The 24,110-nt window shown below is 56.1% G+C and carries 12 protein-coding genes and 1 pseudogene; 12 read left to right on the top strand and 1 reads right to left on the bottom strand.

Annotated features, from left to right (window positions below; genetic code table 11):
* Positions 1-158 precede the first annotated feature (158 nt).
* The 3 genes from Poly21_RS09120 (at position 159) to Poly21_RS09130 (ending at position 7,856) form a co-directional block, all read left to right on the top strand.
* Positions 159-1,283 (top strand): Gfo/Idh/MocA family protein, encoded by a 1,125-nt coding sequence (locus Poly21_RS09120; protein ID WP_146406522.1) that lies wholly within the window; start codon positions 159-161, stop codon positions 1,281-1,283.
* Positions 1,284-1,352: 69 nt separating this feature from the next.
* Positions 1,353-5,732, top strand: a complete 4,380-nt coding sequence (locus tag Poly21_RS09125; RefSeq protein WP_146406523.1) for a PVC-type heme-binding CxxCH protein — start codon at positions 1,353-1,355, stop codon at positions 5,730-5,732.
* 219 nt (positions 5,733-5,951) lie between these two features.
* Positions 5,952-7,856, top strand: a complete 1,905-nt coding sequence (locus Poly21_RS09130; protein ID WP_146406524.1) for a CotH kinase family protein — start codon at positions 5,952-5,954, stop codon at positions 7,854-7,856.
* A 171-nt stretch (positions 7,857-8,027) separates the two neighbouring features.
* On the opposite strand, the gene Poly21_RS09135 is transcribed toward Poly21_RS09130, so the two are convergent.
* On the bottom strand, positions 8,028-9,215 hold the full coding sequence (locus Poly21_RS09135; RefSeq protein WP_146406525.1) for an AraC family transcriptional regulator: 1,188 nt from the start codon (positions 9,213-9,215) through the stop codon (positions 8,028-8,030).
* Positions 9,216-9,727: 512 nt separating this feature from the next.
* Here Poly21_RS09135 and fucP point away from each other — a divergent pair.
* From fucP to Poly21_RS09180, 9 genes and pseudogenes are all read left to right on the top strand, one after another.
* Complete coding sequence (gene fucP / locus Poly21_RS09140; RefSeq protein ID WP_146406985.1) at positions 9,728-11,167, top strand: L-fucose:H+ symporter permease; 1,440 nt, start codon at positions 9,728-9,730, stop codon at positions 11,165-11,167.
* A gap of 67 nt (positions 11,168-11,234) precedes the next feature.
* Positions 11,235-13,046 (top strand): L-fucose isomerase, encoded by a 1,812-nt coding sequence (locus Poly21_RS09145; protein WP_146406526.1) that lies wholly within the window; start codon positions 11,235-11,237, stop codon positions 13,044-13,046.
* Between the two features lie 5 nt (positions 13,047-13,051).
* Entirely contained in the window at positions 13,052-13,810 is a 759-nt protein-coding gene (locus Poly21_RS09150; RefSeq protein WP_146406527.1) for a class II aldolase/adducin family protein, read from the top strand.
* A gap of 2 nt (positions 13,811-13,812) precedes the next feature.
* Entirely contained in the window at positions 13,813-15,612 is a 1,800-nt protein-coding gene (locus Poly21_RS09155; protein ID WP_367302536.1) for an alpha-L-fucosidase, read from the top strand.
* A gap of 107 nt (positions 15,613-15,719) precedes the next feature.
* Complete coding sequence (locus Poly21_RS09160) at positions 15,720-16,952, top strand: alpha/beta hydrolase family protein (RefSeq protein WP_146406528.1); 1,233 nt, start codon at positions 15,720-15,722, stop codon at positions 16,950-16,952.
* Positions 16,953-16,987: 35 nt separating this feature from the next.
* Positions 16,988-18,544 (top strand): sulfatase family protein, encoded by a 1,557-nt coding sequence (locus tag Poly21_RS09165; RefSeq protein WP_146406529.1) that lies wholly within the window; start codon positions 16,988-16,990, stop codon positions 18,542-18,544.
* Positions 18,545-18,617: 73 nt separating this feature from the next.
* On the top strand, positions 18,618-20,093 hold the full coding sequence (locus Poly21_RS09170; RefSeq protein ID WP_146406530.1) for an arylsulfatase: 1,476 nt from the start codon (positions 18,618-18,620) through the stop codon (positions 20,091-20,093).
* 218 nt (positions 20,094-20,311) lie between these two features.
* Positions 20,312-21,112, top strand: a pseudogene (locus tag Poly21_RS09175) (DUF1559 family PulG-like putative transporter); the annotation flags it as partial.
* A 104-nt stretch (positions 21,113-21,216) separates the two neighbouring features.
* A complete protein-coding gene (locus Poly21_RS09180) occupies positions 21,217-24,078 on the top strand; it encodes a right-handed parallel beta-helix repeat-containing protein (RefSeq protein WP_302118219.1) in 2,862 nt (953 codons plus the stop codon).
* The last annotated feature ends 32 nt before the right edge of the window (positions 24,079-24,110 follow it).

Below are 24,110 nucleotides of genomic sequence, written 5' to 3' on the forward strand. Positions count from 1 at the left end.
GTAAAATATCACAAATATTAAACGCATAAAACCATTCCACAGGCGTTCGACTCTCCTAGAATAGTCAGAGTCGGGTGGTCTCCTCCAACTGCGCAGGCGGCACACGTGGCCATCCTATGTCCGATTGAAACCATGACGTATTGAAGGAAAAGTGACCGATGAGTGGTAGTAAAGTCAAAATGGCAATGGTTGGACTGGGGTTTGGATCGGAATTCATTCCCATTTACCAAGCACACCCTGACGCTGAGATCACGGCAATTTGTCGGCGCAACGAGGCGGAGTTGAACAAGACCGGCGACCAGTTCGGCATCGATACACGCTATACCGACTACGCAGACGTGCTCGCCGATCCCAATGTCGATTGTGTGCATATCAACAGCCCGATCAGTGATCACGCATCAATGTCTCTGGCCGCTCTCGACGCTGGCAAGCATGTGATGTGCACGGTGCCGATGGCAACGACGGTCGAAGAGTGCCGGCAACTCGTCGAAAAAGTGAAGCAGACCGGTTTGCGTTACATGATGGCCGAAACGGTTGTCTATAGCCGAGAGTACCTGTTCATCAAACAAATGTACGACACCGGAGAGCTTGGCAAGATTCAGCACTTGGCTGCCTCGCACCCGCAGAACATGGACGGCTGGCCTGCCTACTGGGAAGAGATGATCCCGATGCATTACGCGACGCACGTCGTGAGCCCGTGTTTGGGATTAGTCGATGGATTGGCTGAATACGTCAGTTGCTTCGGTTCGGGCACGGTGCGCGAAGATATCGCGGCCAAGTCGGGCAATCGATTCGCTGTGGAAACCTGTCACATCAAGATTCAGGATAGTGATCTGACCGCGCATATTTGGCGTTTCCTCTATGACGTTGCTCGCCAATACCGAGAGAGTTTTGACGTTTACGGGACGAAGAAGAGCTTCGAATGGACATTGATTGAGAATGCGCCGCATGTGCTCCATACGGCGCATAAACCAGAGCCCGAGATTCCTGAAGCCATCGAGGTGCCCGACTTCGCACATCTGCTGCCCGAACCGATCCAGCGGTTCACACTGCCGGCGGAAATACATGACGCGGAACATCTATCGTTCGTCCAAGGCGGCGGCCACGGAGGATCGCATCCGCACCTCGTTCACGAGTTCGTCAGTGCCATCCGAGACGGTCGCGACCCGCGGCCCGCCGCCGTCACGTCCGCAAACTGGACCTGCGTCGGGATCTGCGCCCACGAGTCAGCGATGAAGGGAGGCGAAATCGTTCGGCTGCCAGAGTTCACTCGCCAGAGGTAGCGGACTGTTGAAGTCAGTTGCCGAGGATCGTTCGCCCCCCATTCCCCATCGTTTTCGGAAGTTCACGCTATGTTTCGGTTCGTTGCCCTCGCGTCATTACTCGTTCTTGCCGGCGGTAGTCATGCTGCTGACATCCGCGCGTTGTTCTTGGGTGATCAAGGATCACACCAACCTCGCAATCGATTCGACGAACTTCAGCCAGCGCTGTCCGAACGTGGCATCACCCTGGAGTATACAGACGACCTGAGTGATTTGACGAAGCAGAACCTCGATCGTTACGACGCCTTGGTTGTATACGCAAACATTGACGAGATCGATGATCAGTACGCCGAGGCGATCCTGGATTATGTCGCCGACGGTGGCGGGTTCGTGCCGCTTCACTGCGCATCGTATTGCTTTCGTAACCAACCCGAGCTGGTCGAATTAATCGGTGCCCAGTTCCAGCGACATGGCACGGGAGTCTTCCAGGCGGAAGTTGTCGGCACTGATCACGAACTGACCCAGGGGTACGCAGGTTTTAAAAGTTGGGATGAAACCTACGTTCACGCCAAGCATAACGAATCCGCTCGCACGGTACTCGAGTATCGCGTAGATGCCGATGGTCGCGAGCCATGGACCTGGGTTCGTACTCATGGGAGAGGTCGCGTTTTCTACACTGCGTCGGGCCACGACTCTCGGACCTGGACGAACCCAGGATTTCAAAACTTAGTTGAACGGGGGATTCGATGGGTCGTCCGCGATGATCCGGCGAAAGCCGGCGACTATCTGGTAGAACGGCCATTCGACGTGCCCGCGATGACCGAGCCGCGGACCGACGTCGCGCCATTTCAATACATCGATGTCGGACCGAAAATTCCTAACTACACACCGAGCGATAAATGGGGCGTGCAAGGCAAACCCAAGACTCTAATGCCGGAGCCATTGTCGCCCGACGAATCCATGAAGCATTTCGTTACCCCCGCGGGCATGACGACGAAACGCTATGCCGACGAGCGAGATCTTCATTCCAAGCCGATTGCGATGACGTGGGACGAACGTGGTCGATTGTGGATCTGCGAAACGCTCGACTACCCGAATGAGCTCGGCACCGATCGTGACCGGATTCGGATTTGCGAAGATACCGATGGCGACGCTGTTGCCGACAAGTTCACTGTGTTCGCCGATGGGCTCAGTATTCCCACGGCGATCGTCATCGTGCGGGGTGGTGCGGTGGTACAGAACGGTACTGAAACGATCTACCTGAAAGATACTGACGGGGACGACATTGCCGACGAAAGGTCCACGCTCGTGACTGGTTGGGCACTCGGCGACACCCACGGTGGAGTTAGCAACTTCCGCTACGGGCTGGATAACTGGATTTGGGCGATGCAGGGGTACAACAACAGCACGCCCACCTGGGATGGCAAAAAATCTCAATCCTTCCGTCAAGGATTCTGGCGCTTCAAGCTTTCGCAGAGTGATCCGCCACGGGTCACTGACTTGGAATTCGTTCGTTCCAGTGACAACAATACGTGGGGGCTCGGCATTAGCGAAGAAGGTCTGATTTTCGGCTCGACCGCGAACCACAATCCAAGTATGTTCATGCCGATTCCCAATCGATACTACGAACGCGTTCGTGGGTGGGCACCGTCGACGCTACGCAGCATTGCCGATACCCATGAATTTAAACCGATCACGGAGGACGTCCGTCAAGTCGATCATCATGGTGGCTACACCGCGGGAGCCGGACACGCACTCTACACCGCTCGAGCGTTCCCTCAGCAATGGTGGAACAGCACTGCCTTCGTCTGCGGACCTACAGGTCACTTGGTGGGGACCTTTGTGTTGCGGCCCGACGGCGCAAACTACACTTCGACGAGCCCGCTGAACTTGATCGCCAGCGACGACCAGTGGAGCGCTCCGATCATGGCGGAAGTCGGTCCCGACGGAGCGGTGTGGGTACTCGATTGGTACAATTACATTGTACAGCACAACCCCACGCCCAATGGATTCAAAACTGGAAAGGGCGCCGCGTACGAAAGCGATCTTCGCGACAAGCGGCACGGCCGCATCTACCGCGTCGTGCCCGATGATGAATCCAAACTGCACGAGTTTAAAAGTCTTGCCGACTCAACCAATCTCGATTTGGTCGACGCCCTGCAGCATCCATCGATGCGGTGGAGACTGCATGCTCAACGTCTGCTCATCGAGCGTGCCGCGGGAGACGATCCGGCGGTAGTGGGCAGACTCATGGAATTGATCGCTAATGACGAGGTCGATGCAGCCAGTTTGAATGTCGGTGCTATTCATGCGCTGCAAACATTGAGTGGTCTCGATGCGCTCGAACCATCGGCATTGTCAGCGGCATTGAACCATCCATCGCCGGGAGTTCGTCGGAATGCTCTCGCGGTCCTGCCGACTACCGAACAGGGATTGTCGACGCTGCTTGAGCGCAGACAACTGTTCGCTGACAAGGACGCGCAAGTCCGCTTGCAGGCGATTCTAACGCTCGCAGACATGCCTGTTTCACCGGCCGCGGGCGCATTGATCGTTGAGTTAGCTGCTGGTGAAACGGATAGGATTCTCGGTGAAGCTTTGACATCCGCTGCTGCCACTCACTCCGTGCCATTTTTAGAGGCCGTTGCCAAGCTGAGCTGGCCCGGTGACGCTCGGCCTGGTCGCCGGTCAGGCGCTGCTATCCAGCGGGAGCCTATCCTGGCCATTGCCCGACGTGTTTCCGAGCATGTTGCGCGTGAGAACCCTGACGCTGAGACGTTGGAACGGATCGTCGCGAGTTTGCGACAATCCGACGCTGACGTTTCGATTGCGATTCTCGATGGGCTGACCAAGGGATTGCCCGGGGACTTCGCCATGGAACCTACCGCATCGCTTGACTCTGCGTTCGTCAGTACGTTTCAGGACAGCGATGCCACCGTCAAGGTGAAACTGTTGGGGCTTGCTATGCGCAGCGGCACTGACGCCCTCGAGTCCGAAGCGGACGCCATCGTCAATTCGATCGTGGAGGAGTTGTCTGATGATGACGCTAGTCCCGCTGAACGAGTTGCTGCGGCGGGCAACCTGATCGGATTCTTGCCGCAAGAAGCTGGAGCCGTCGAAGAAATTCTTGATGTGATCACGCCTCAAACTGCACCGGATCTCGCCGCCAGCCTTCTCGGTGCGATTAAACGGAGTGAGTCCGCCGAAGCGGGCGACGTTTTACTGGGGGCATTGGCCGGCTACGCGCCGAGCCTGAAGGCTTCCGCCATCGACGTTGCACTCAGCAAACCGGCCTGGGCGAAATCACTGTTAGCCGCGGCGGACTTCGGTGAGTTCGATCTGGACGAGCTCTCTTTAGAGCAAAAACAATCTCTGCGAGCGTTCCCCGATCGATCGCTGCGTGCTCAGGCGGAAAAACTACTCGCCCGGGGTGGCGGATTACCTGACGCCGACCGAGAAAAGGTATTGCAATCTCTCATGCACCTCACGCGGGTCAACGGTGATGTGAAAGCGGGCCAAGCCGTGTTTAAGAAAGTCTGCGCGAACTGTCACCAGCACGGTGATATCGGGCAGAAGGTTGGCCCGAACTTAACAGGGATGGCCGTGCACCCCAAGGCGGAATTGCTCACCCATATCATTGACCCATCTCGAAATGTCGAGGGCAACTACCGGATGTACAATGTTCTGACTGTTGATGGCATGGTCATCAACGGCATGCTGGCGGGCGAATCGAAAACATCGATCACCATCGTTGATGCCCAAGCGAAGGAGGTCAGCGTCCCGCGTGAAGATATCGAAGAATTGATTGCGTCGCGAAAAAGCGTGATGCCCGAAGGTTTCGAGAAACAGATCAGCGAGACGGAACTGACCGACTTGCTCGAATTCTTAACTGACAAAGGCAGCTATCTGCCACTCGCACTTGACGACGTCGCGACCGCCGTCAGCACTAAGGGGTTGTTTCACAGCGGAGATGCCGGCCCTGACCGCATGGTGTTCTCGGATTGGCAGCCAAAGGTTTTCAACGGTGTTCCGTTTCTCCTGGTCGATCCGGAAGGCAAGTCAAAACGCAATATCATCCTTTTGCATGGCCCCCAAGGTTCGCTGCCGCCACGAATGCCTAAACGCGTCGTGTTGCCGGTGGGCACACCCACCAAGACCATCCACATGCTCAGCGGCGTTGGCGGATGGAGCTATCCATTCAGCACCGAACAGACTGTCTCGATGATCGTTCGCGTGAATTACGAGAACGGGGAAAGCGAGGAACACGAACTGAAAAATGGTGTCCACTTCGCCGACTACATCCGCCGCGTCGACGTGCCCGGCAGCGAGTTCGCCTTTGCATTGGGCAACCAACAGATTCGCTATCTAAGCGTCTCACTCAAGCAAGCGAGCCTGGTCAAGAGTATTGAATTCGTAAAGGGACCGGATATCAGTGCCCCCATCGTGATGGCTGTCACGATCGAGCCGCGTTGAGCGTCGGTGAAAGCGAACTTGCGAGTCCACCGTTTGAGTGTTTTTGGCATGGATGTAATCACTCGAACCGCGAGCGAGCATTAATCTCGCAGTTTTTGGTGGCGGTTTCGGTTTGGCTTAGCAACCAGTTGTTTAACCACGAGCTCAAACGAGCCGCGTGACACGACGTACGGGCCCATGCCCCGGCGGTTAAACGACTATTTTCACTAGGCTATTTCAATGCGACGACGTTTTTCGGTGCTGCTGTGTTTGGCGTCCCTACAGGTAGCGGTGGCTCAACCGCCAGGCTTTGGTCCAGGAGGGCCCGGAGGCCCGGGGGGACCCGGCGGGCCAGGAGGATTTGGCGGCGAAGATCGGGAGCTCGTCGAACAATTTGACGCCGATGAGTCGGGTTGGCTCAACCAAGACGAACGCGCCCAGGCTCGCAAGTTCCTAGCGGAGAACCCTTCCCCTCGTGGCGGCGGATTCGGTGGTCGCGGCCCAGGCGGCACAGGGGACAGAGACAGGGGCGCCGAGCGTCGGGGGCGAGGTCCTGAAGCACGAGGTCCTGAAGCACGAGGTCCTGAAGCACGGGGTCCTGAAACACGGGGTCCTGAGGGGCGTGGTTTTGGGCCACCCGATGGTTTTGGGCCGCCCCGTGGTTTTGGACCACCCGATGGGATCGGTCCGCCCAACGGACCTATGCCACCGGATGGGTTCGGACCGCCTCCTGTACCGGAGGGAGACCGTGGTCGCGGCCGCGGCTTTGGCGGACCACGTGGCGGTGGCCCTCCCGGCATGGGCGGCGATCGTCCTCCAGCGACCCAGGGGGAAACTGTAGACAAGGCATCGGTGGCGCCGCTGGAGTCTGAACTCTACGATACGAGCTCTCTGCGAACGATCTTCCTCGATTTCGAAAATGAGGACTGGGAAGTAGAACTCGAAACATTCCACGGTAGCGACGTAGACGTCCCCGCCACGATGACGGTCGATGGCAAGGCGTACCCGAATGTCGGTATTCGCTTCCGCGGCGCATCCTCGTACGGCATGGTCCCCGCTGGTTATAAGCGATCGCTCAACGTGTCGGTGGATATGGCCGATGAGGACCAGAGACTCTACGGCTACAAGACACTCAACCTGCTCAATGGATCGAGCGACAACTCGATGATGAGCACCGTGTTGTATTCGCATATCGCACGCCAGTACATTCCTGCACCCAAAGCCAACTTCGTTCGTGTCGTGATCAACGGTGAAAACTGGGGCGTTTACACCAACGTCCAGCAGTTTAACAAGGAGTTCCTGGAAGAGAATTTTGACAGCGGCAAAGGCGCCCGCTGGAAAGTGAGCGGTTCGCCCCGCGGCGGTGGAGGACTGGACTATCGCGGCCAGGATCCAGCCAATTACGGCCATCCCTTTGAGCTGAAGTCTGGTGGCAAGAAAGCAACCGAGAAGTTAATCGAGCTGTGCCGAGTCATCGACGAGACGCCTGTCGATAAGTTGCCTGGTGAGCTCGAGCAGATACTTGATGTGGACGGACTGCTATGGTTTTTGGCACTTGACAATGCGCTCATCAACTCGGACGGCTACTGGGTGCGGGCCAGCGATTTCAGCATCTTTTTAGATAAAAACGATAAGTTCCACATCATCCCACACGACATGAACGAAGCGTTCCGTGGTGCCGGTGGCCCAGGAGGTCGCGGTGGGCCCGGCGGAGCTGGAGGCCGAGGATTTGGTCGTGGCGAAGGTGGGCCGAGAAACGAGAATTCCGATGGACCGCAGCAGGTGTCGTCGCCTATCGAACTCGATCCGTTGATTGGCATGGACGACGCCAGCAAGCCGCTGCGAAGCAAGGTGCTCGCAGTGCCCCGATATCGCGACCAATATCTCGCCAATGTGCGCACCATTGCTGAGCAATGCTTGGACTGGGATCGAATGGGCCCCTTCGTTGAGTCGCAGGCCGATCTGATCGATGCCGCGGTGAAAGCAGAGACGCGGAAACTCGGCAGTTACGACGCGTTCACTGCCGCGGTGCGGCCAACGCCAGAACACGGCCATGATCCGAAACCACCCGGTGCAGGCGGTGGCCACGGCAGTATGAACTTGAAAGAGTTCATGGACGGTCGGCGAGCGTACCTCCTTCGATAGCCCAACAGCGTGTCACGCCACTCCGTGATCCCGCTCACGGAGTGGCTGGCGTACTCGGGGCTGCATGGTCAGTGTCCCCAACGTGGATTATCCCTAACGTGGATTAGCGAGTTCCATCACGGCATTGGATTATTCCGACTCGTTGGATCGGGCCGATCATCGTTCTCAACCTTAGCGTGACGGCGGATTTCGTTGTGCCTGGCGACGAAATTCGCCAGGCGTCATGCTGATTTCTCGCTTGAAAACTGAGCTCAGGCTCTCTTTATGAGCGTAGCCGGTCTTGAGTGAGATTTCTTCCAACGTCAGATCGGTTTCGGTCAGCAACTGTTTGACACGGTCGAGTTGCACGGCCGTGATTTCCTGGTGCGGTGTTCGACCGAGTTGTCCGCGGAATCTTCGCTCGAGTTGCCGCCGCGACAACGAAGTAAATTGCGTGATCGTGGCCACGTTGATGCCATCGCACGCGTGCTGGCGAATGAAGCGACAAACTCTTGCGAGTTCACGATCTTCGACAGCAACCACATTCGTCGACATGCGTTCGTGGACGCTTCGCGGTGCGATGTATTCAATCTCGCGATGTGGTAGTTCTCCTGCGAGCATCTCGTGTAGCAACTCTGCTGCGCGGTAGCCGACGCGTTCGGCATCGGGACGAACACTTGAAAGCGGTGGATCGCAGAGCATGCAGATCGCGTCGTCATCGTCGACACCGATCACGCCCAGGTCATCGGGGACGGCAATCTGCGCCGTCCGGCAGGCATTCAACACCTGCTGGCCGCGGATGTCATTGCACACGAACAGTCCCGTCGGTCGCTGCAGAGTTTGCAGCCACTCGAACATCTCCCCGACGTCATCGATTCCAGCACGCTCGATACTCGTTAGCGGTCGGTTGGGTTTGCCTTGCGATTCGTGGACTGACAAGAAACATCCCGCATCCGTGACGAGTTGGCGAAAGCACTTCAAGCGGGCGTCGGAGTACGACGCAAATTTGAATCCGCAAAACGCAAAACGACGGAACCCACGGTCCCAAAGATGCCGGAAGGCAAGCTGAGCAACGACTTCATTGTCCGTTTCCACCTGCGGAACTCCGCTGAATTTGTGATTGCAACACACATCCACAATGGGAACATTCAGCTTGCGGAGCGAATCGATCGTGTGTGTGTCGACGCGTGCAATCACGCCGCTAACACCAGCTGAAGCGAGCCAGTCGGGCGCCCCCGTGTCCAGCGTCATCTCCTGGTGGAGCAGGGACCAATCGCTCTGGGTTCGCGCATACAGTGCTGCCCCCCGCAGCAGGTCGCGTCCATAGGAACGTGACGCTTCGACAAGTAACGCAATGGCAGGGCGAGGTTTTCGCATCATGATCGGCACTCAACAGGCTGTCGCAAATTGTCATCCCAGTGTAGCACAGGCGAAGCCGCCGGATCACGCGAAAAAGGAGCGACGACCTGGCGGAGCCAGGCAACGCGAAAATGCATCGCCCCCACGGGGGAAACTGCGCGGGCTAACGATCCGTTTGGCTGGGGATTCAGGCTGCCGCGCGGGCGATTCCGAATCGATCCAGTCAGGAGGAGGCGACGCGAGGACGCGGCCGGGTACGACGTAGCGACGTGCCGCACGCCGCGCGTCCGCGACGTGCCGCACGCCGCGCGTCCGCGGTGTGTGCTCAACGATGGCTAGCCGGAACTGATTGTCCTGCGTCGCAAATCACTAATCCGGTGTCGCATTTTTAGGTCGCTCTGCACGGAAAGCCTGTAAAATCCCCTCCACACGCAACTGTAGTGAGTCGCAATATGTTTAAATTGCTCCGCTGGGCGATGCTGCGTTCTCGGTGGCCCAAGGAAGATCTACCTACCAACTGTGATGCGAAAAGAATGAGTGACGACAATCCTGAATCCACCGTCGCTGGTAATGAATCGACCAGCCTCCGCCCAGCAGTGGTCCCAACCCAATACATTTATCCGTTCATCTTGGTCACGACCCTGTTTGCTCTGTGGGGTTTCGCCAATGACATCACGAATCCGTTGGTGCGTGCGTTTAAAGAAATCTTTTTGATCAGCAACGCGCAGAGCAGTCTCGTTCAGTGGGCGTTTTATGGAGGCTATGCGACGATGGCGATACCTGCGGCTCTGGTTATCCGCAAGGTCTCCTACAAGTCTGGGATTATCATTGGGCTGCTGCTCTATGCGATCGGTGCTCTGCTAACCATTCCCGCCAGCATGATGCTGGACTTCAATATCTTTCTAGTTGGATTCTACGTCCTGACGTTCGGCTTAGCGTTCTTGGAAACGACAGCCAATCCGTACATTCTCTCGATGGGCCCGCGCGAGACCGCGACCCAGCGATTGAATCTTGCTCAGGCATTCAACCCCATCGGGTCACTGAGTGGGATGGTGGTCGCCAGCGTCTTTATCTTGCCGAGCTTGCAGGTGTCGGAGTTTCGTACGGCGGAACTGGCCGCCCATCCGGAGTACAGCACGATGTTGCCTAGTGAGGTCGATGGCTTGATTACCACCGCGATGGAAAATCATGCGGAAACATCGCCCGAGGCTCATCAGGCGATGGTAGCTCACGATCTGAATATCGTGAAAACGCCCTATGTGGTGATCGCAGTCATCGTGATCGCGGTGCTGCTCGTCTTTGTATTTTCCAAACTGCCTGATACAGGCCACGAGGAAGAATCGATTGAGCTGAAGCAATTGTTCAAGCATCTACTGACCAACTGGCAATACGTCGGTGGCGTGATTGCGCAGACGTTTTACGTCGGTGCTCAGATTATGTGCTGGACATTCATCATTCACTACGGAATGACGCTGGTCGGACTCAGTGCGGCTCAAGCCCAAAACCACAACATCGTCGCCATGATTATCTTTTTGCTAAGCCGCTTCATTTGCACGTTTATTCTAAAGTTCATGCAGCCTGGTCTGCTCTTGGGTGTGTTGGCCGTTGGCGGATGCGTGCTGACAGCGGGGGCAATCTTTTTGCAAGGCACGACAGGCCTGTACTGCCTCATCGGAGTCTCGGCATGCATGTCGCTGATGTTCCCGACGATCTACGGGATCGCGCTGAATGGTCTTTCGCCCAACGACGCCAAACTAGGATCGGCCGGATTGATTTTTGCGATCGTGGGTGGCGCATTCATGCCACGTTATCAGGGCAGTCTCATTGACGGCGAGGGGATGGTCATCGCCGGCCAAGCCCTGGAGTCGGTCCGCGTTTCGTTTTTCCTGCCGTTGATCTGTTTCGTCGTGATCGCAATCTTTGGCTTCTCGGTTTACCTCTTTGGCGGCAGACGCACCGCCGAAGCTGCGTAGGCATTCTGCTAGATCACTTCGCGAACAGCTCCTTAAATAAACCAGTACGCTTTTTCGAGTTTTCAACATGACAACACCGCAAACTTTACGTACCGTTTTCCAGGGTGACCTACCCAAGATTGGCATCCGGCCAACCATTGACGGTCGTCTGGGTGGGGTTCGGGAATCTCTCGAAGACCAAACGATGAATTTGGCTAAGCGGGTTGCTGCGCTAATCGAGGAAAACGTTTACTATCCTAACGGTGCCCATGTGGAGTGCGTCATTGCGGACACGTGCATCGGCGGAGTTAGCGAAGCGGTTGCTTGTGACGACTTATTTCGTAAGCAGAACGTAGGGGTTTCGTTGACCGTGACACCGTGCTGGTGTTATGGCAGCGAGACCATGGATATGGACCCTCTGCGTCCCAAAGCGGTGTTTGGGTTCAACGGAACCGAGCGGCCTGGAGCGGTCTATCTCGCTGCCGCGCTTGCCGGTCACACCCAGAAAGGTATTCCAGCATTCGGCATCTACGGACGCGACGTTCAAAACGCAGGCGATGCGAACATGCCCGCCGACGTGCAAGCAAAAATTCTTGACTTTGCGCGATGTGGATTAGCGGTCGCGTTGATGCGTGGAAAGGCATACCTATCGATGGGAGGTACGTCGATGGGCATTGCCGGTTCCATGATCGACTATGCGTTCTGGGAAAAATGGCTCGGCATGCGAGTCGAAGACATCGACATGAGCGAGTTTGCCGGCAGGATGAACAAGGGCCAATACGACCAGGCCGAATATGAGGAAGCGCTGACATGGGTCAAGCAACATTGCCCGGAAGGCGATGATTACAACAGCGATGCTGGCAAACGTACTCGCGAACAGCTTGACCGTGAATGGTCGGACTGCGTGAAAATGGCTCTGATCGCCCGCGACTTGATGGTCGGCAATCCGAAGCTAGCGGAGATGGGATTGCGGGAGCAGGCTCACGGCCACCAGGCGATTGCAGCTGGGTTTCAGGGGCAACGTCAGTGGACGGACCACTTTCCCAATGGGGATTTCATGGAAGCCATCCTCAACACATCCTTCGACTGGAACGGCAGACGAGCCCCCTACCTCGTTGCTACTGAGAACGATGCTCTCAATGGAGCAACGATGCTATTCGGTCACCTGCTGACCGGTACCGCGCAAGTGTTTGCGGACCTGCGAACCTATTGGAGTCCCGACGCGGTCGCAGCGGCATGTGAGGGTTACACTCTCGAAGGAGCGGGGGCCGACGGTCTGCTGCATCTGATTAACTCGGGCCCGGCGGCCTTGGATGGAACTGGACAGCAAGTCGACGGCGATGGTGGTCCGACGATGAAGCCGTTTTGGGAAATCACTGACGACGAGGTGAGTCAATGCCTTGGTGCGACGACGTGGCACCCGTCGATTACCGAATACTTCCCGGGCGGCGGTATGAGTACCCGGTACCGGACTCGTGGTGGCATGCCAGCTACCATGACTCGAATTAATCTTGTCGCGGGGCTGGGGCCCGCCCTCCAGATCGCCGAAGGACACACCGTTGAACTGCCGGGCACGGTGCACGATGTGTTGGATGCGCGGACCAATCCAACCTGGCCGACGACTTGGTTTGCTCCCACGCTGACCGGAAAGGGCGCTTTTCGATCGACTTATGACGTGATGAATCAATGGGGTGCCAATCACTGTGTGATGACTGCCGGCCACGTCGGGCACCTGTTCATCACGCTTGCCTCGATCCTACGGATCCCGGTTTACATGCACAACGTCGACGATGACCGCGTGTTCCGCCCGAGCGCGTGGAACGCTTTTGGTACCGATGATCGAGAGTCCGCTGACTTCCGCGCTTGCAACAATTTTGGTCCCTTGTACGGCCGAGTTTAAGGTATATGGATAAATCACAAACCCGCGACGCATTGCTATCACTCTCCCATGAACTCGGTGAGCCGAGTGAACGTCTAGCGATTCTCGGCGAAGGCAACACCTCTGCGAAGATTGACAACGACACCTTTTGGGTGAAAGCGAGTGGCAGCTGTTTGCAGACACTCGCTGCGGACGACGTGGTGTCCTGTCATTCCGCTCCCCTGCTGGACATGCTCGATCGGGATGATTTGACCGATCAGCAGATTGAGGACGAATTGTTCGGGTGCCGTACCGACAAGCAATCAAAAAAGCCCTCAGTAGAAACGCTTTTTCACGCATACCTATTGTCGCTCCCAGACATCGCCTTCGTGGGTCACACCCATAGCATCAGTGTGAACCAAATTCTGTGTTCGCCCATGGCGGAGAAATTTGCAACGTGCAAGCTATTTCCCGACGAAATCGTCTGCTGTGGTGCTGAGTCTGTGTTCGTTCCCTACACGGACCCGGGGCTGTTGTTGTCCAAAGTCATTCGTGACCAGACGGAGCATTTTATGCAGAAGCACGGGGCGCCACCGCGTGTAATTCTTCTGCAAAACCACGGTTTGATCACAATTGGCAAGACCCCCGCGGCGGTTAAAGCCGCGATGCTGATGGCACATAAATCCGCCGAAATCTTTGTCGGCGCGGCCGCGTTGGGGGGCCCCATCTTCATGAGCGATGTCGACGTGGACCGCATCGCCAATCGCATTGATGAACACTACCGTCAACGAGCCTTGAAACTATGAATATGAAATTGATGACGCGCGCGGCGATACTCTTGGCAGTGGGTTTGACTCTGTCGATGGTGCCCGGATCTGCTCAGGATTCTGCATCCACATCGGATCCCGCCATGGACAAGCTCTGGGGAGATTCGGTCGTCAAACTGCGTGCCGAGAATGCTGAGCGGGGGCAACTATTCGATGAAGGCAACTATGCGATGTTCATCCATTGGGGCCTCTATTCACAGCTTGGTAATCAGGTCAATGGCAAGACGTACTACGGCATCGGCGAGTGGATCATGAATCCGCGGATGGCTGGGATCCCTGTCGCGGACTACAAAAAGCTCGCTGGCTCATTCAACCCCGTTAATTTTGACGCCCAGGAAATTGCTTCGATCGCGAAAGACGCGGGGATGAAATACATCGTCATCACTGCCAAACATCACGATGGATTCGCGATGTACGACTCTCAGGCAAACGACTTCAATATCGTTGATGCCACGCCCTGGGGCAAAGACCCGATGAAGGAGTTGGCGGCGGCGTGCCGCGAAGCTGGGCTGGGGTTTGGCTTCTACTATTCACACAACCAAGACTGGACCTTTCCAGGTGGCGGAGGTGGGCCCACCGTTGATGAAGACGGAAACCCAGCTACATTCGATGACTACTTCAACAAAAAATGTTTGCCGCAGGTCAAGGAGATCACCACCGAGTACGGGCCGATCGAAATCGTGTGGTTCGATACGCCAGGCAAAATGCCCAAACACTATGTTGAGCAGCTCGTTGACGTCGTGCACAAAAACCAGCCGCGAGCGATGGTCTCAGGGCGAGCCGGCCATGGGCTCGGTGACTACCAAACCCTCGGCGACATGGAAGTGCCACGCGAAAATATTGAGGGTTTGTGGGAGAGTGTCGATACCACGAACGACTCCTGGGCCTACGCGTGGTACGACGAATACTGGAAATCCCCCCGCGAGATCCTGTCTCGTTTGCTAGCCTGCGTAGGGCGCGGCGGAACCTACATGCTCAACATCGGTCCCCGGGGCGATGGAGCGGTCCCCGAGCGAGCCGCCGCGACGCTCCGGCAATCAGGCGAGTGGATTCGCCGGTATCCCCAAGTCGTTTATGGCACCCAGGCGTCACCGTGGGAGCACGCACTGCCGTGGGGCGACGTCACTCGCAAGGGTAACACGCTGTTCCTGTGCGTGTTCGATTGGCCAACTTCAGGGAAACTCTACTTACCCAACCTGAAGACTGAGATTCTTTCATCTGAACTGCTCGTTGGCAGCCAATCAGAGCCTATCGCCTGGAACCGGTCCGGCGACTCCGTCGTGCTGGAATTGCCTCCACGTGCTCCCGAGAAGCTGGTGTCGGTAATTGAACTGCAACTCGCATCGGAGCCCGAAGTCGACCCGGTGTGGACTCTCGACCCGAACGTCGAGACAGAGATTTTGGCAGAGTTCGCCGATGTGACGAACATCGAAAAATCAGGCAAACGATGGATGGAAAAATTTGGCGAGTGGAAAGGAATCATTCATGCGCATGGTTTTGAAACAGGAGGCAAGGCGACGTGGGAAATCGATGTCATCGAACCCGGCGACTACAATGTCGACTTGACCTATGCCGGTGAAGGACGGCTGGTTTGGGAAGTGGAAATCGAAGGTGGCCAAAAGATTCGCAACCAGCAGAATTCATCCCATAACTATCAGTCGTTCCCGATCGGTTGGTTACAATTTCCCCATCCCGGTCGCTATCGCGTCAGTGTGTCGTGTATCGATGGGGAGTTGGAATCGGCGAGTCTAAAGGCAATTCGTTTTTCTCCGATACGATGAAACCGTTAGCCTCCCAGCGACATTCAAGGGAATGCGGCGGGGCATCGACCCCCGGATGTCAAGAACGCAGTCCGGCAATCTCTCAAAGTGCAATCGATCTTAGAAACATGCAAACACTCATCCCAATTTTTGTTGCGATCGCTTCCAACCTCGCCTGGTTTTCGTTCACGGCATTGGCGACCGATGCCAGTCACGAGCAGTACTCCGCCGAGCGTCGCGAAGTGTCTGCCTTGGGGAACCTGGTCGCTCCACCGGTGATGCGTGATGTGGAGGGCTTTGAATCGACAGATCGGCTGAAAGCGATCTATTTTGATGCACTCGATTGGCAAGGCGAGGAAACCAAAGTATTTGCGTGGCTGGGGATGCCAACCGAAATCACCGGAAAAGTGCCCGGGATCGTGTTGGTTCACGGCGGTGGTGGGACTGCGTTTAAAGAATGGGTCCAGAAGTGGAATGACCGCGGATTCGCCGCGATCAGCATCGCCGTCGAAGGGCAAACGGACGTTCGCGGAGCATCGAAGGCTTGGCAACGCCACGCGTGGGCCGGACCACAACGTTCAGGAATCTATGGCGACTCGTCCCAGCCGCTACAGGATCAGTGGATGTACCACGCCGTTGCTGACACCGTTCTAGCAAATTCGCTGCTCCGCTCGTTACCCCAGGTCGATGCTGATCAGGTTGGTGTCATGGGGATTTCGTGGGGCGGCGTGATCACCAGCACCGTGATCGGAATTGATGATCGTTTTGCATTTGCAATACCAACCTATGGATGCGGAAACCTGGCGACTGCAGAGAATCAGTACGGCCGAGCACTTGGTAACAACGAGACCTACACACAGGTCTGGGATCCCATGCTGCGACTCGAGCGAGCGACGATGCCGACGTTATGGCTTTCCTGGCCGGGGGATCAACATTTCCCCTTGGATAAGCAGGCAGCCTGCTACGAGGCAATGTCCGGGAGGTCGATGGTGTCGTTGATCCCAGGGATGAGGCACGGCCACGGCGCAGGTTGGAATCCTCCCGATAGCTACGCGTTTGCTGAAAGCGTCGTCGAGACCGGCACGCCGTGGTGCCGCCAGAGGGAAGTCACCGTCCAAGGAGATCGTTGCACGGTATCCTTCGAATCGACAAAGCCGCTGCGTGACGCGGTGCTGATCTCCACAACGGATGATGGAATCACAGGCGGACGTGCTTGGCACGAAACCACCGCCGATCTGACTCAAACGGATGACGCTTGGCAGGTGACGGCAGTGTTGCCAACAGATACGACGGCATGGTTTGTGAACGTACATGCCAACGACCTGACCGTCAGTTCTCACTTTCAAGAACAGAGCCATTAACCGTGGTTCTGGTGCCTCAAAACGAGAAGACAGCGATGTGTATTAACAGGCGTTTCGATAAGGAAAGACTCCTCCTCCGTAGCCTCTGCGTCGTCGCCGTGCTCGCCGCGTCACAGGCTCACGCGGGCAAGCCCAATATTATTGTCATCTACACCGATGATCAGGGCTTTGGTGATGTCAGTGAATTCAATCCCAATGCCAAGTTCGCCACCCCGAACATGGACCGACTCGCCCAGGAGGGAATCGCGTTTCGCAACGCACACAGTTCCGATTCGGTATGTACCCCGAGCCGCTATGGATTGCTGACCGGACGCTATTGCTGGCGAACGACTCGCAAGAGTGGCGTGATGGGAGCGGAAGGGCCCTGTTTGATCGATAACGGTCGGATGACATTGGCCTCACTCCTGCGGGACCAGGGTTATCACACGGGGATGGTCGGCAAGTGGCATTTGGGCATGGATTTCCCAGGTACTACTGCGGACCGGGACTGGTCGAAGGCCGTCCAGGACATGCCGCTGGACAAAGGGTTTGACTATTTCTATGGGATTCCGGCATCCCTGAACTACGGCATCCTGGCCTGGTTTGAGGGGCGGCGTGCAGCGGTGCCACCGACGCTCTACACCAAGAAAAAGAAAAATGCTCGGCATGTTGATTACCGCATCATGCCGCCCTATCACGATGCCGCTGATGCGGAGAAAGGCGAGTTTGAGGTCGCACCAGATTTTGTCGACAATCAATGCTTGAGCCGTTTCACGGATAAGGCGATTGAGTGGATGGAAACCAAGGTGCCGGATGCAAAAATGGGAAAACCGTTTTTCCTGTACTTGCCTTTCACGTCGCCTCACTACCCTGTTTGTCCGCTGCCTGAGTTTGAGGGCCAGGGCCAGGCGGGTGCTTATGGTGAATTCGTAATTGAAACAGATCACCACATTGGCCAGATCCTTGATTTCGTAAAGTCAGCGGGGATCGACGAGAACACGATGATCGTCTTCACGAGTGACAACGGCCCTGAGAGATCCTGGAGCGGCCGGATTGCCGAATTTGGCCATGACAGTCGCGGCGGTTTTCGAGGGGGCAAACGTTCGGTCTATGAGGGTGGGCACCGTGTGCCTTTCATCGTGCGATGGCCCGCGGGAGTCACGCAGCCTGGTCGTGTCTGGGATAAACCTGTAGGACAGGTCGACGTGATATCAACGGTGGCGGAATTGGTGGGGGCGACGGTGCCCAACAATGCAGGTGAAGACAGCCAAAGCTTTGCGGCTGTCCTGCGAGATCCAAACGCAGACTATGTGCGCCAACCTCTCATCAATCGTGGCGAGGACGACGGTCGCTACGCGGTCACCGCTGGAATCTGGAAACTCATTTTACCTGGCAAGTCAAAGCCAGTCGAACTATACGACTTGTCCACCGACCCCGGTGAAACGATGAATCTGGCTAGTGAGCACCCCGCGAAGGCTCAGCAGTTGCAAGATCAGATTACGGAGATTGTCGTAAACGGCAGAACGACTCCAGGAACGCCCCAACACAACGACACAGGCTACTGGAAACAGCTAACATGGATGACGGAAGAAGCATTCACGCATCCCCACTGAAGGGCAGTCACCACGACGTCTGCTTCCGTCGGATGAATCATTGATTTCCCCCTTTTGACGAGAGTTCAGTTTGATGAGATTCGCTTTCGCGTTGTTTTGGGTTGGCATTTTTCTGGCACAGTGGTTGCCATCGATTTCCTGCGCGGACGATCCTGCGGCCGCTCCACCGAATATCGTCCTGGTGATGACGGACGACCAAGGCTATGGCGATCTCAGCTGCCATGGCCATCCGTTTCTGAGCACACCCCACCTGGATGACTTGTATACACAAAGCACACGGTTTACAGACTTTCACGCCAGCCCTACGTGTGCACCGACGCGTTCGGCACTGATGTCGGGTCGAGCACCGTTCAAAAATGGGATTACGCATACGATCCTAGAACGTGATCGCATGACGCTGGAAGCGACGACGATCGCTGAAGTGCTCAAGACAGCGGGCTACACGACCGGCATTTTTGGAAAATGGCATCTGGGTGACGAAGATCCTTACCAGCCTGACAATCGAGGTTTTGACAAAGCCTTCATTCACGGTGCCGGGGGAATCGGTCAACAGTATGCGGGTTCGCAAAGCGATGCGCCGGGGACGGGATACTTCAACCCTATCATCAAAGACAACGGTCGTTTTGTTCAGACAGAGGGATACTGTACCGACGTCTTTTTCCAAGAAGCGTTGGGGTGGATCAAAGCGAACAAGGATGCAGGCAAGCCGTTTTTTGCCTACATCCCCACCAACGCACCGCACGCTCCCTACTTGGTTGACAAGAAGTATTCCGATTTATTCAAAGACAAGTGCAACGCGAAAGCGGCAGCATTCCTGGGGATGATTGTCAACATCGACGAGAACATGGGACTGTTAATGCGGAAGCTCGACGAGTGGGGCTTGGCTGATAATACGCTGTTAATTTTCATGACAGATAACGGCAGCGCAGCGGGCTCAGGCGTTTTCAATGCAGGCATGAAAGGCGGTAAGGGGTCGACACATGAAGGTGGATCTCGCGTGCCATTGTTCATGCGATTGCCCGGCCTCACCACACCCGGCGCCGACGTGGAGGTGTTGACGCGGCACTACGATCTCTTTCCAACGCTGATGGAGATCGCGAACGCAGAGGCGCCAGCAGAGCTTGATTTAGATGGTCGTAGTCTCGTTCCACTGATTAAGGATTCGCAGACCCCGTGGCCTGATCGGTACACTTTTTTCCACGGCGGTCGTTGGAACAAGCAAGGGGCCCCGGGACGCTGGGGAGAGGGCAACACCGATCCAGACGCGGCCAAGTACGATAAATTCGCGGTCCGCAATGAACGTTGGAGATTGGTGGGTGACGAACTGTACGACATTCAAAAAGATCCCGGAGAACAGCACAACGTCGCCGCCGAACATCCTCGAATCGTTGCCTTCATGAGGGCGGCATTCGACAGTTGGTGGGATGAGGTTCGTCCCCTGATGATCAATGAGGACGCTTCGCTGGACGTCCCCAAGCCATTCCGTGAAGGATTTGAAAAGCAGAAATCAAGCTCTGGAATCCCAGCTTGGGTCGCCCCGGAACTCTAAAATCTATCCGGCAAGCTCCACACCACTTCCCCACGGGGCTAATGTTTCGATCGCCGCACTTTATGGCGAAGTTTCTTCCGCTGTGGCGTGATTGCGTGGCGTAAATTGTTACTGCCGTGTCGCAAAAATTGACTCTCCCTCTCGATTTGCTGTGTACGTTGAATACGGAGTCGCAATTGCGGCCCTCCTCTCGTTCTCTTGTAAATCAAGGACTTGTCATGAAGAACCAGCGTTTTAAGCGTGGTTTCACGCTTGTGGAACTACTTGTGGTGATCGCTATTATTGGGGTTCTAGTGGGTTTGCTATTGCCGGCCGTGCAAGCGGCCCGTGAGGCGGCGCGGCGGATGAGTTGCAGTAATAATTTCAAACAACTCGGGCTGGCGATTCACAACTATCACGCCGCGTACAATCAACTGCCGACTCACGGCACGGGGACGCAGCCGGGCACACCTGATGCCTATTTCAGACCGTCGGCTCTTGGAAATCGCCTTCGTCTGAGCATGTTGGTTCCCAGCCTGCCCTTCATTGAGCAGCAGGCATTTTGGCAGCAGATCTCTAATCCGAATATGCAGCGGACGGATGGCACCGTGCAATCGCCGCCATGGCCAGCGATGGGGCCAACCCCCGACGATATTCAGTACATCCCTTGGGCGACCGAAATCCCTGCCTTTCGCTGCCCCAGCGATCCGGGGTTCGGGCTTCCCGCATTGGGCAGGACCAACTACGCGGCCTGCATGGGCGACTCATCCTGGGATCTATATTTTGGGCCCTGGAACAACCTTCGCACAACTCAGAGCAATGCTGAGGATGCGCGAGCGGCCCATCGCGGGTTCTTTAAGCCTATCGACGTATCACGCTTTGGGGACTGCTTAGATGGATTGTCCAATACAATCGCCATGGGAGAAATCATTACCGACTTGGGGGATAACGATAACCGCGGTCAGGTGACCGAGTCTGCCGCCAACTCCAGCGCACCCGGCATATCGCTGGCGAATATCCGCAACAATCCTTCGCGATGTTTACCATTGTTATCTTTTACGAAATATCGGACTTTACGATGACATTCAGACGCTTCTGTCAATACAGTCTCCTGGTCAGTGGTATGTGCTTGAGTACAAGCCCCATGGCTGCTGATATTTACGTCAGTACCGATGGCAGGGACACGAATCCCGGGAGTCAGTCTGCGCCTGTTGCGACGCTTGAGAGAGCGAGATCGTTGGCAGCTACATTCAGCGGCAGCGATCCCGTCACAGTTCATGTTGCTGACGGGACATACTACTTGCCTGAAACGTTGGTGTTCACGCCCACTGATTCAGGATCGGCGGGGGCGCCCGTTGTCTACCAAGCCGACGGCGAAGCAGGCGCGGTTCTAAGCGGCGGCACACCTTTGCAGCTAGAATGGCAGCCTTTTCGAGACGGTATTTTCATGGCGGTAACGGAGCCGGGCTTAGCGATCGACCAGCTATTTGTTGATGGCCAAAGTCAACGGATGGCCCGTTACCCCAATTTCGACGCCGCGAGGAAAACGGATGCCTATCAAGGCTTTGCCGCTGACGCATTTTCCCGACAACGCGCCGCGAAATGGGCGCATCCGGAGGGGGGCTATATTCATGCCATGCACCGGGCGCGGTGGGGCGGCTATCACTACCGCATTACTGGAAAGGATCCCGACGGCAATGTCCTTTTTGAAGGTGGATGGCAAAACAATCGCCAGATGGGCATGCATCAAGACTTTCGGATGGTCGAAAACATCTTCGAGGAACTCGATGCTCCCGGCGAATGGTTCCACGACAAGACGACCCACACGCTGTACTACATGCCAGCTGAGGGCGTTGAACTCGCGTCGGCGACGATCGAAGTCGTTCGGCTGCGTCACTTGGTCGAGTTTCGTGGCAGCGATAGCGTTCCGGTCAAACACATCACACTGAAAGGTTTTGTTTTTCGACACGCCGCGCGCACGTTTATGGAAACCAAGGAACCGTTGCTCCGCAGTGACTGGGCAATCTATCGTGGCGGAGCTGTCCTGCTGACAGGGACTGAAAACGTGCAGATCCTGGACACTGAGTTTGATCAGGTCGGCGGCAACGCCATCTTCGCGAGCAACTATAACCGCGGACTGCGAGTGCAAGGTTGCCATATCCACGACTGCGGCGCCAGTGGCGTGTGCTTTGTCGGTGACCCCAACGCGGTCCGCAATCCACTCTTCGAGTATCGGGAAAAGAATGATCTGGTAGAGATTGATCGCACGCCTGGTCCCAAGACGAACAACTATCCCGCCGACAGTATCGTAGAGGACTGTTTGATCCACGGCATTGGTCGCGTGGAACGGCAGCCAGCAGGCATTTTGATCGAAATGTCGAAGCAGATCACCGTCCGAGACTGCTCCATCTACGACTGTGCCCGCGCTGGGATCAATATTGGCGACGGAGCTTGGGGCGGTCACCTAATCGAAGGCTGTGATGTATTCGATACCGTCCAAGAAACGCACGATCACGGTTCTTTCAATTCGTGGGGCCGCGATCGCTTTTGGCGCAGCGATCGGGATGTGACTCAAGCGGCCGTCGATATGGAACCAAATCTACCCTTTCTCGATGCCGTCGAGACGACGGTCATTCGTAACAGTCGCTGGCGCTGCGATCATGGTTGGGATATTGATCTCGATGATGGTTCGTCTAACTATGACATCTACAACAACCTGCTGCTGTCAGGTGGCTTGAAGCTACGCGAAGGGTTCCGTCGGCACGCCTGGAACAACATCACGATCAACAACGGTTTGCACCCGCACGTTTGGTACAACAACAGCGGTGATGAGGTGTATAGCAACATTTTTATGGCGGCTCCGCAAGGAGCGCGGATGCCCAGTCATACTGCCAAAGGCAAGCGTGTCGATGGCAATTTGTTCTTTTCTGAGAACCAAAAGATGAAGGATCGCTTTACTCAGTTCGGTTGGGATGTCAATTCAATCGTCGCCGATCCCGAGTTCATCGATCCGGCACAGGGTGACTTTCGAGTCGCCAAAGGTTCGCCAGCTTTCCAGATCGGCTTCGAGAACTTTCCGATGGATCAGTTCGGAGTCAAGAAGAGTTCGCTCCGAGCAATCGCAGAAACGCCAATCATACCGCAGTTGGAGATTCAGCGCCAGCTTGCCAAGCCGCGTCGCGATAGCCCCCAGCCGGCGACGGAGATTTCAAGCTATTTCCTCGGCAGCAGAGTACAGTCACTCACGGGTGAAACCTATTCGGCGTTTGGTGTCTCCCAGGAAGACGGTGGCGTCGCAATCTCGCAAGTTGGCGCTCACAGTGAGGCTGCGAAAATTGGTTTGTTGGAAGGAGATCTGATTCAGAACATCAATGGCAGGCAGGTGAAAACAGTTGCCGATTTATTGCAAGCGTTCAGTCTTGCCGGCGACACGGAGTTGTCCCTGCAGGTGATTCGTAACCAGCAACCGGTTACCATCCAAGCATCATCCGGTTCTTTCGTGTTGACCGCACAGGCGTCGCGAGCGGACGATTTCACCAAGCTAGCGGTGCCCGATGCGGTGTCCGCGAAAGTCGCTGCGAATCAACTGCCATCCGATGCTCCGTTGAGTATACTCAGCGATGGTCAGCTCAGCGATGGATATGGGCCGGTATTTGCCAATGGTGTAGTCTCGGGGCTGTATCGTATGGACTTAGGTGAGTCGAAACCAATCACTGCGATCACGACTTGGAGCACCAATAAGAACGGTAATCGAGGTGCTCAAAACTTCACGCTTTATGGCAGCAACAAGTCCGAGGCACCAGGTTGGGATGTTCGCGACCGCGATCGAGTCACGCCGTTGGCGACAATTGACACGACAAGGGAAGCCTCCCGTGCGTTCCAGGCCACGTCTTTGCGCGCTCGGGAGGGTCACCACCTCGGAACGTTCCGGTGGATCTTTTGGGAGGTGAGTCCTGTGACCGATCGAGGTGAAAACACGGCGTTCCAAGAGTTCTACGTGGAGTAGATCAAGGGCGTTAGGGTGCGTTGGAATCCGCT

This window comes from Allorhodopirellula heiligendammensis (assembly GCF_007860105.1).
GTDB lineage: Bacteria > Planctomycetota > Planctomycetia > Pirellulales > Pirellulaceae > Rhodopirellula > Rhodopirellula heiligendammensis.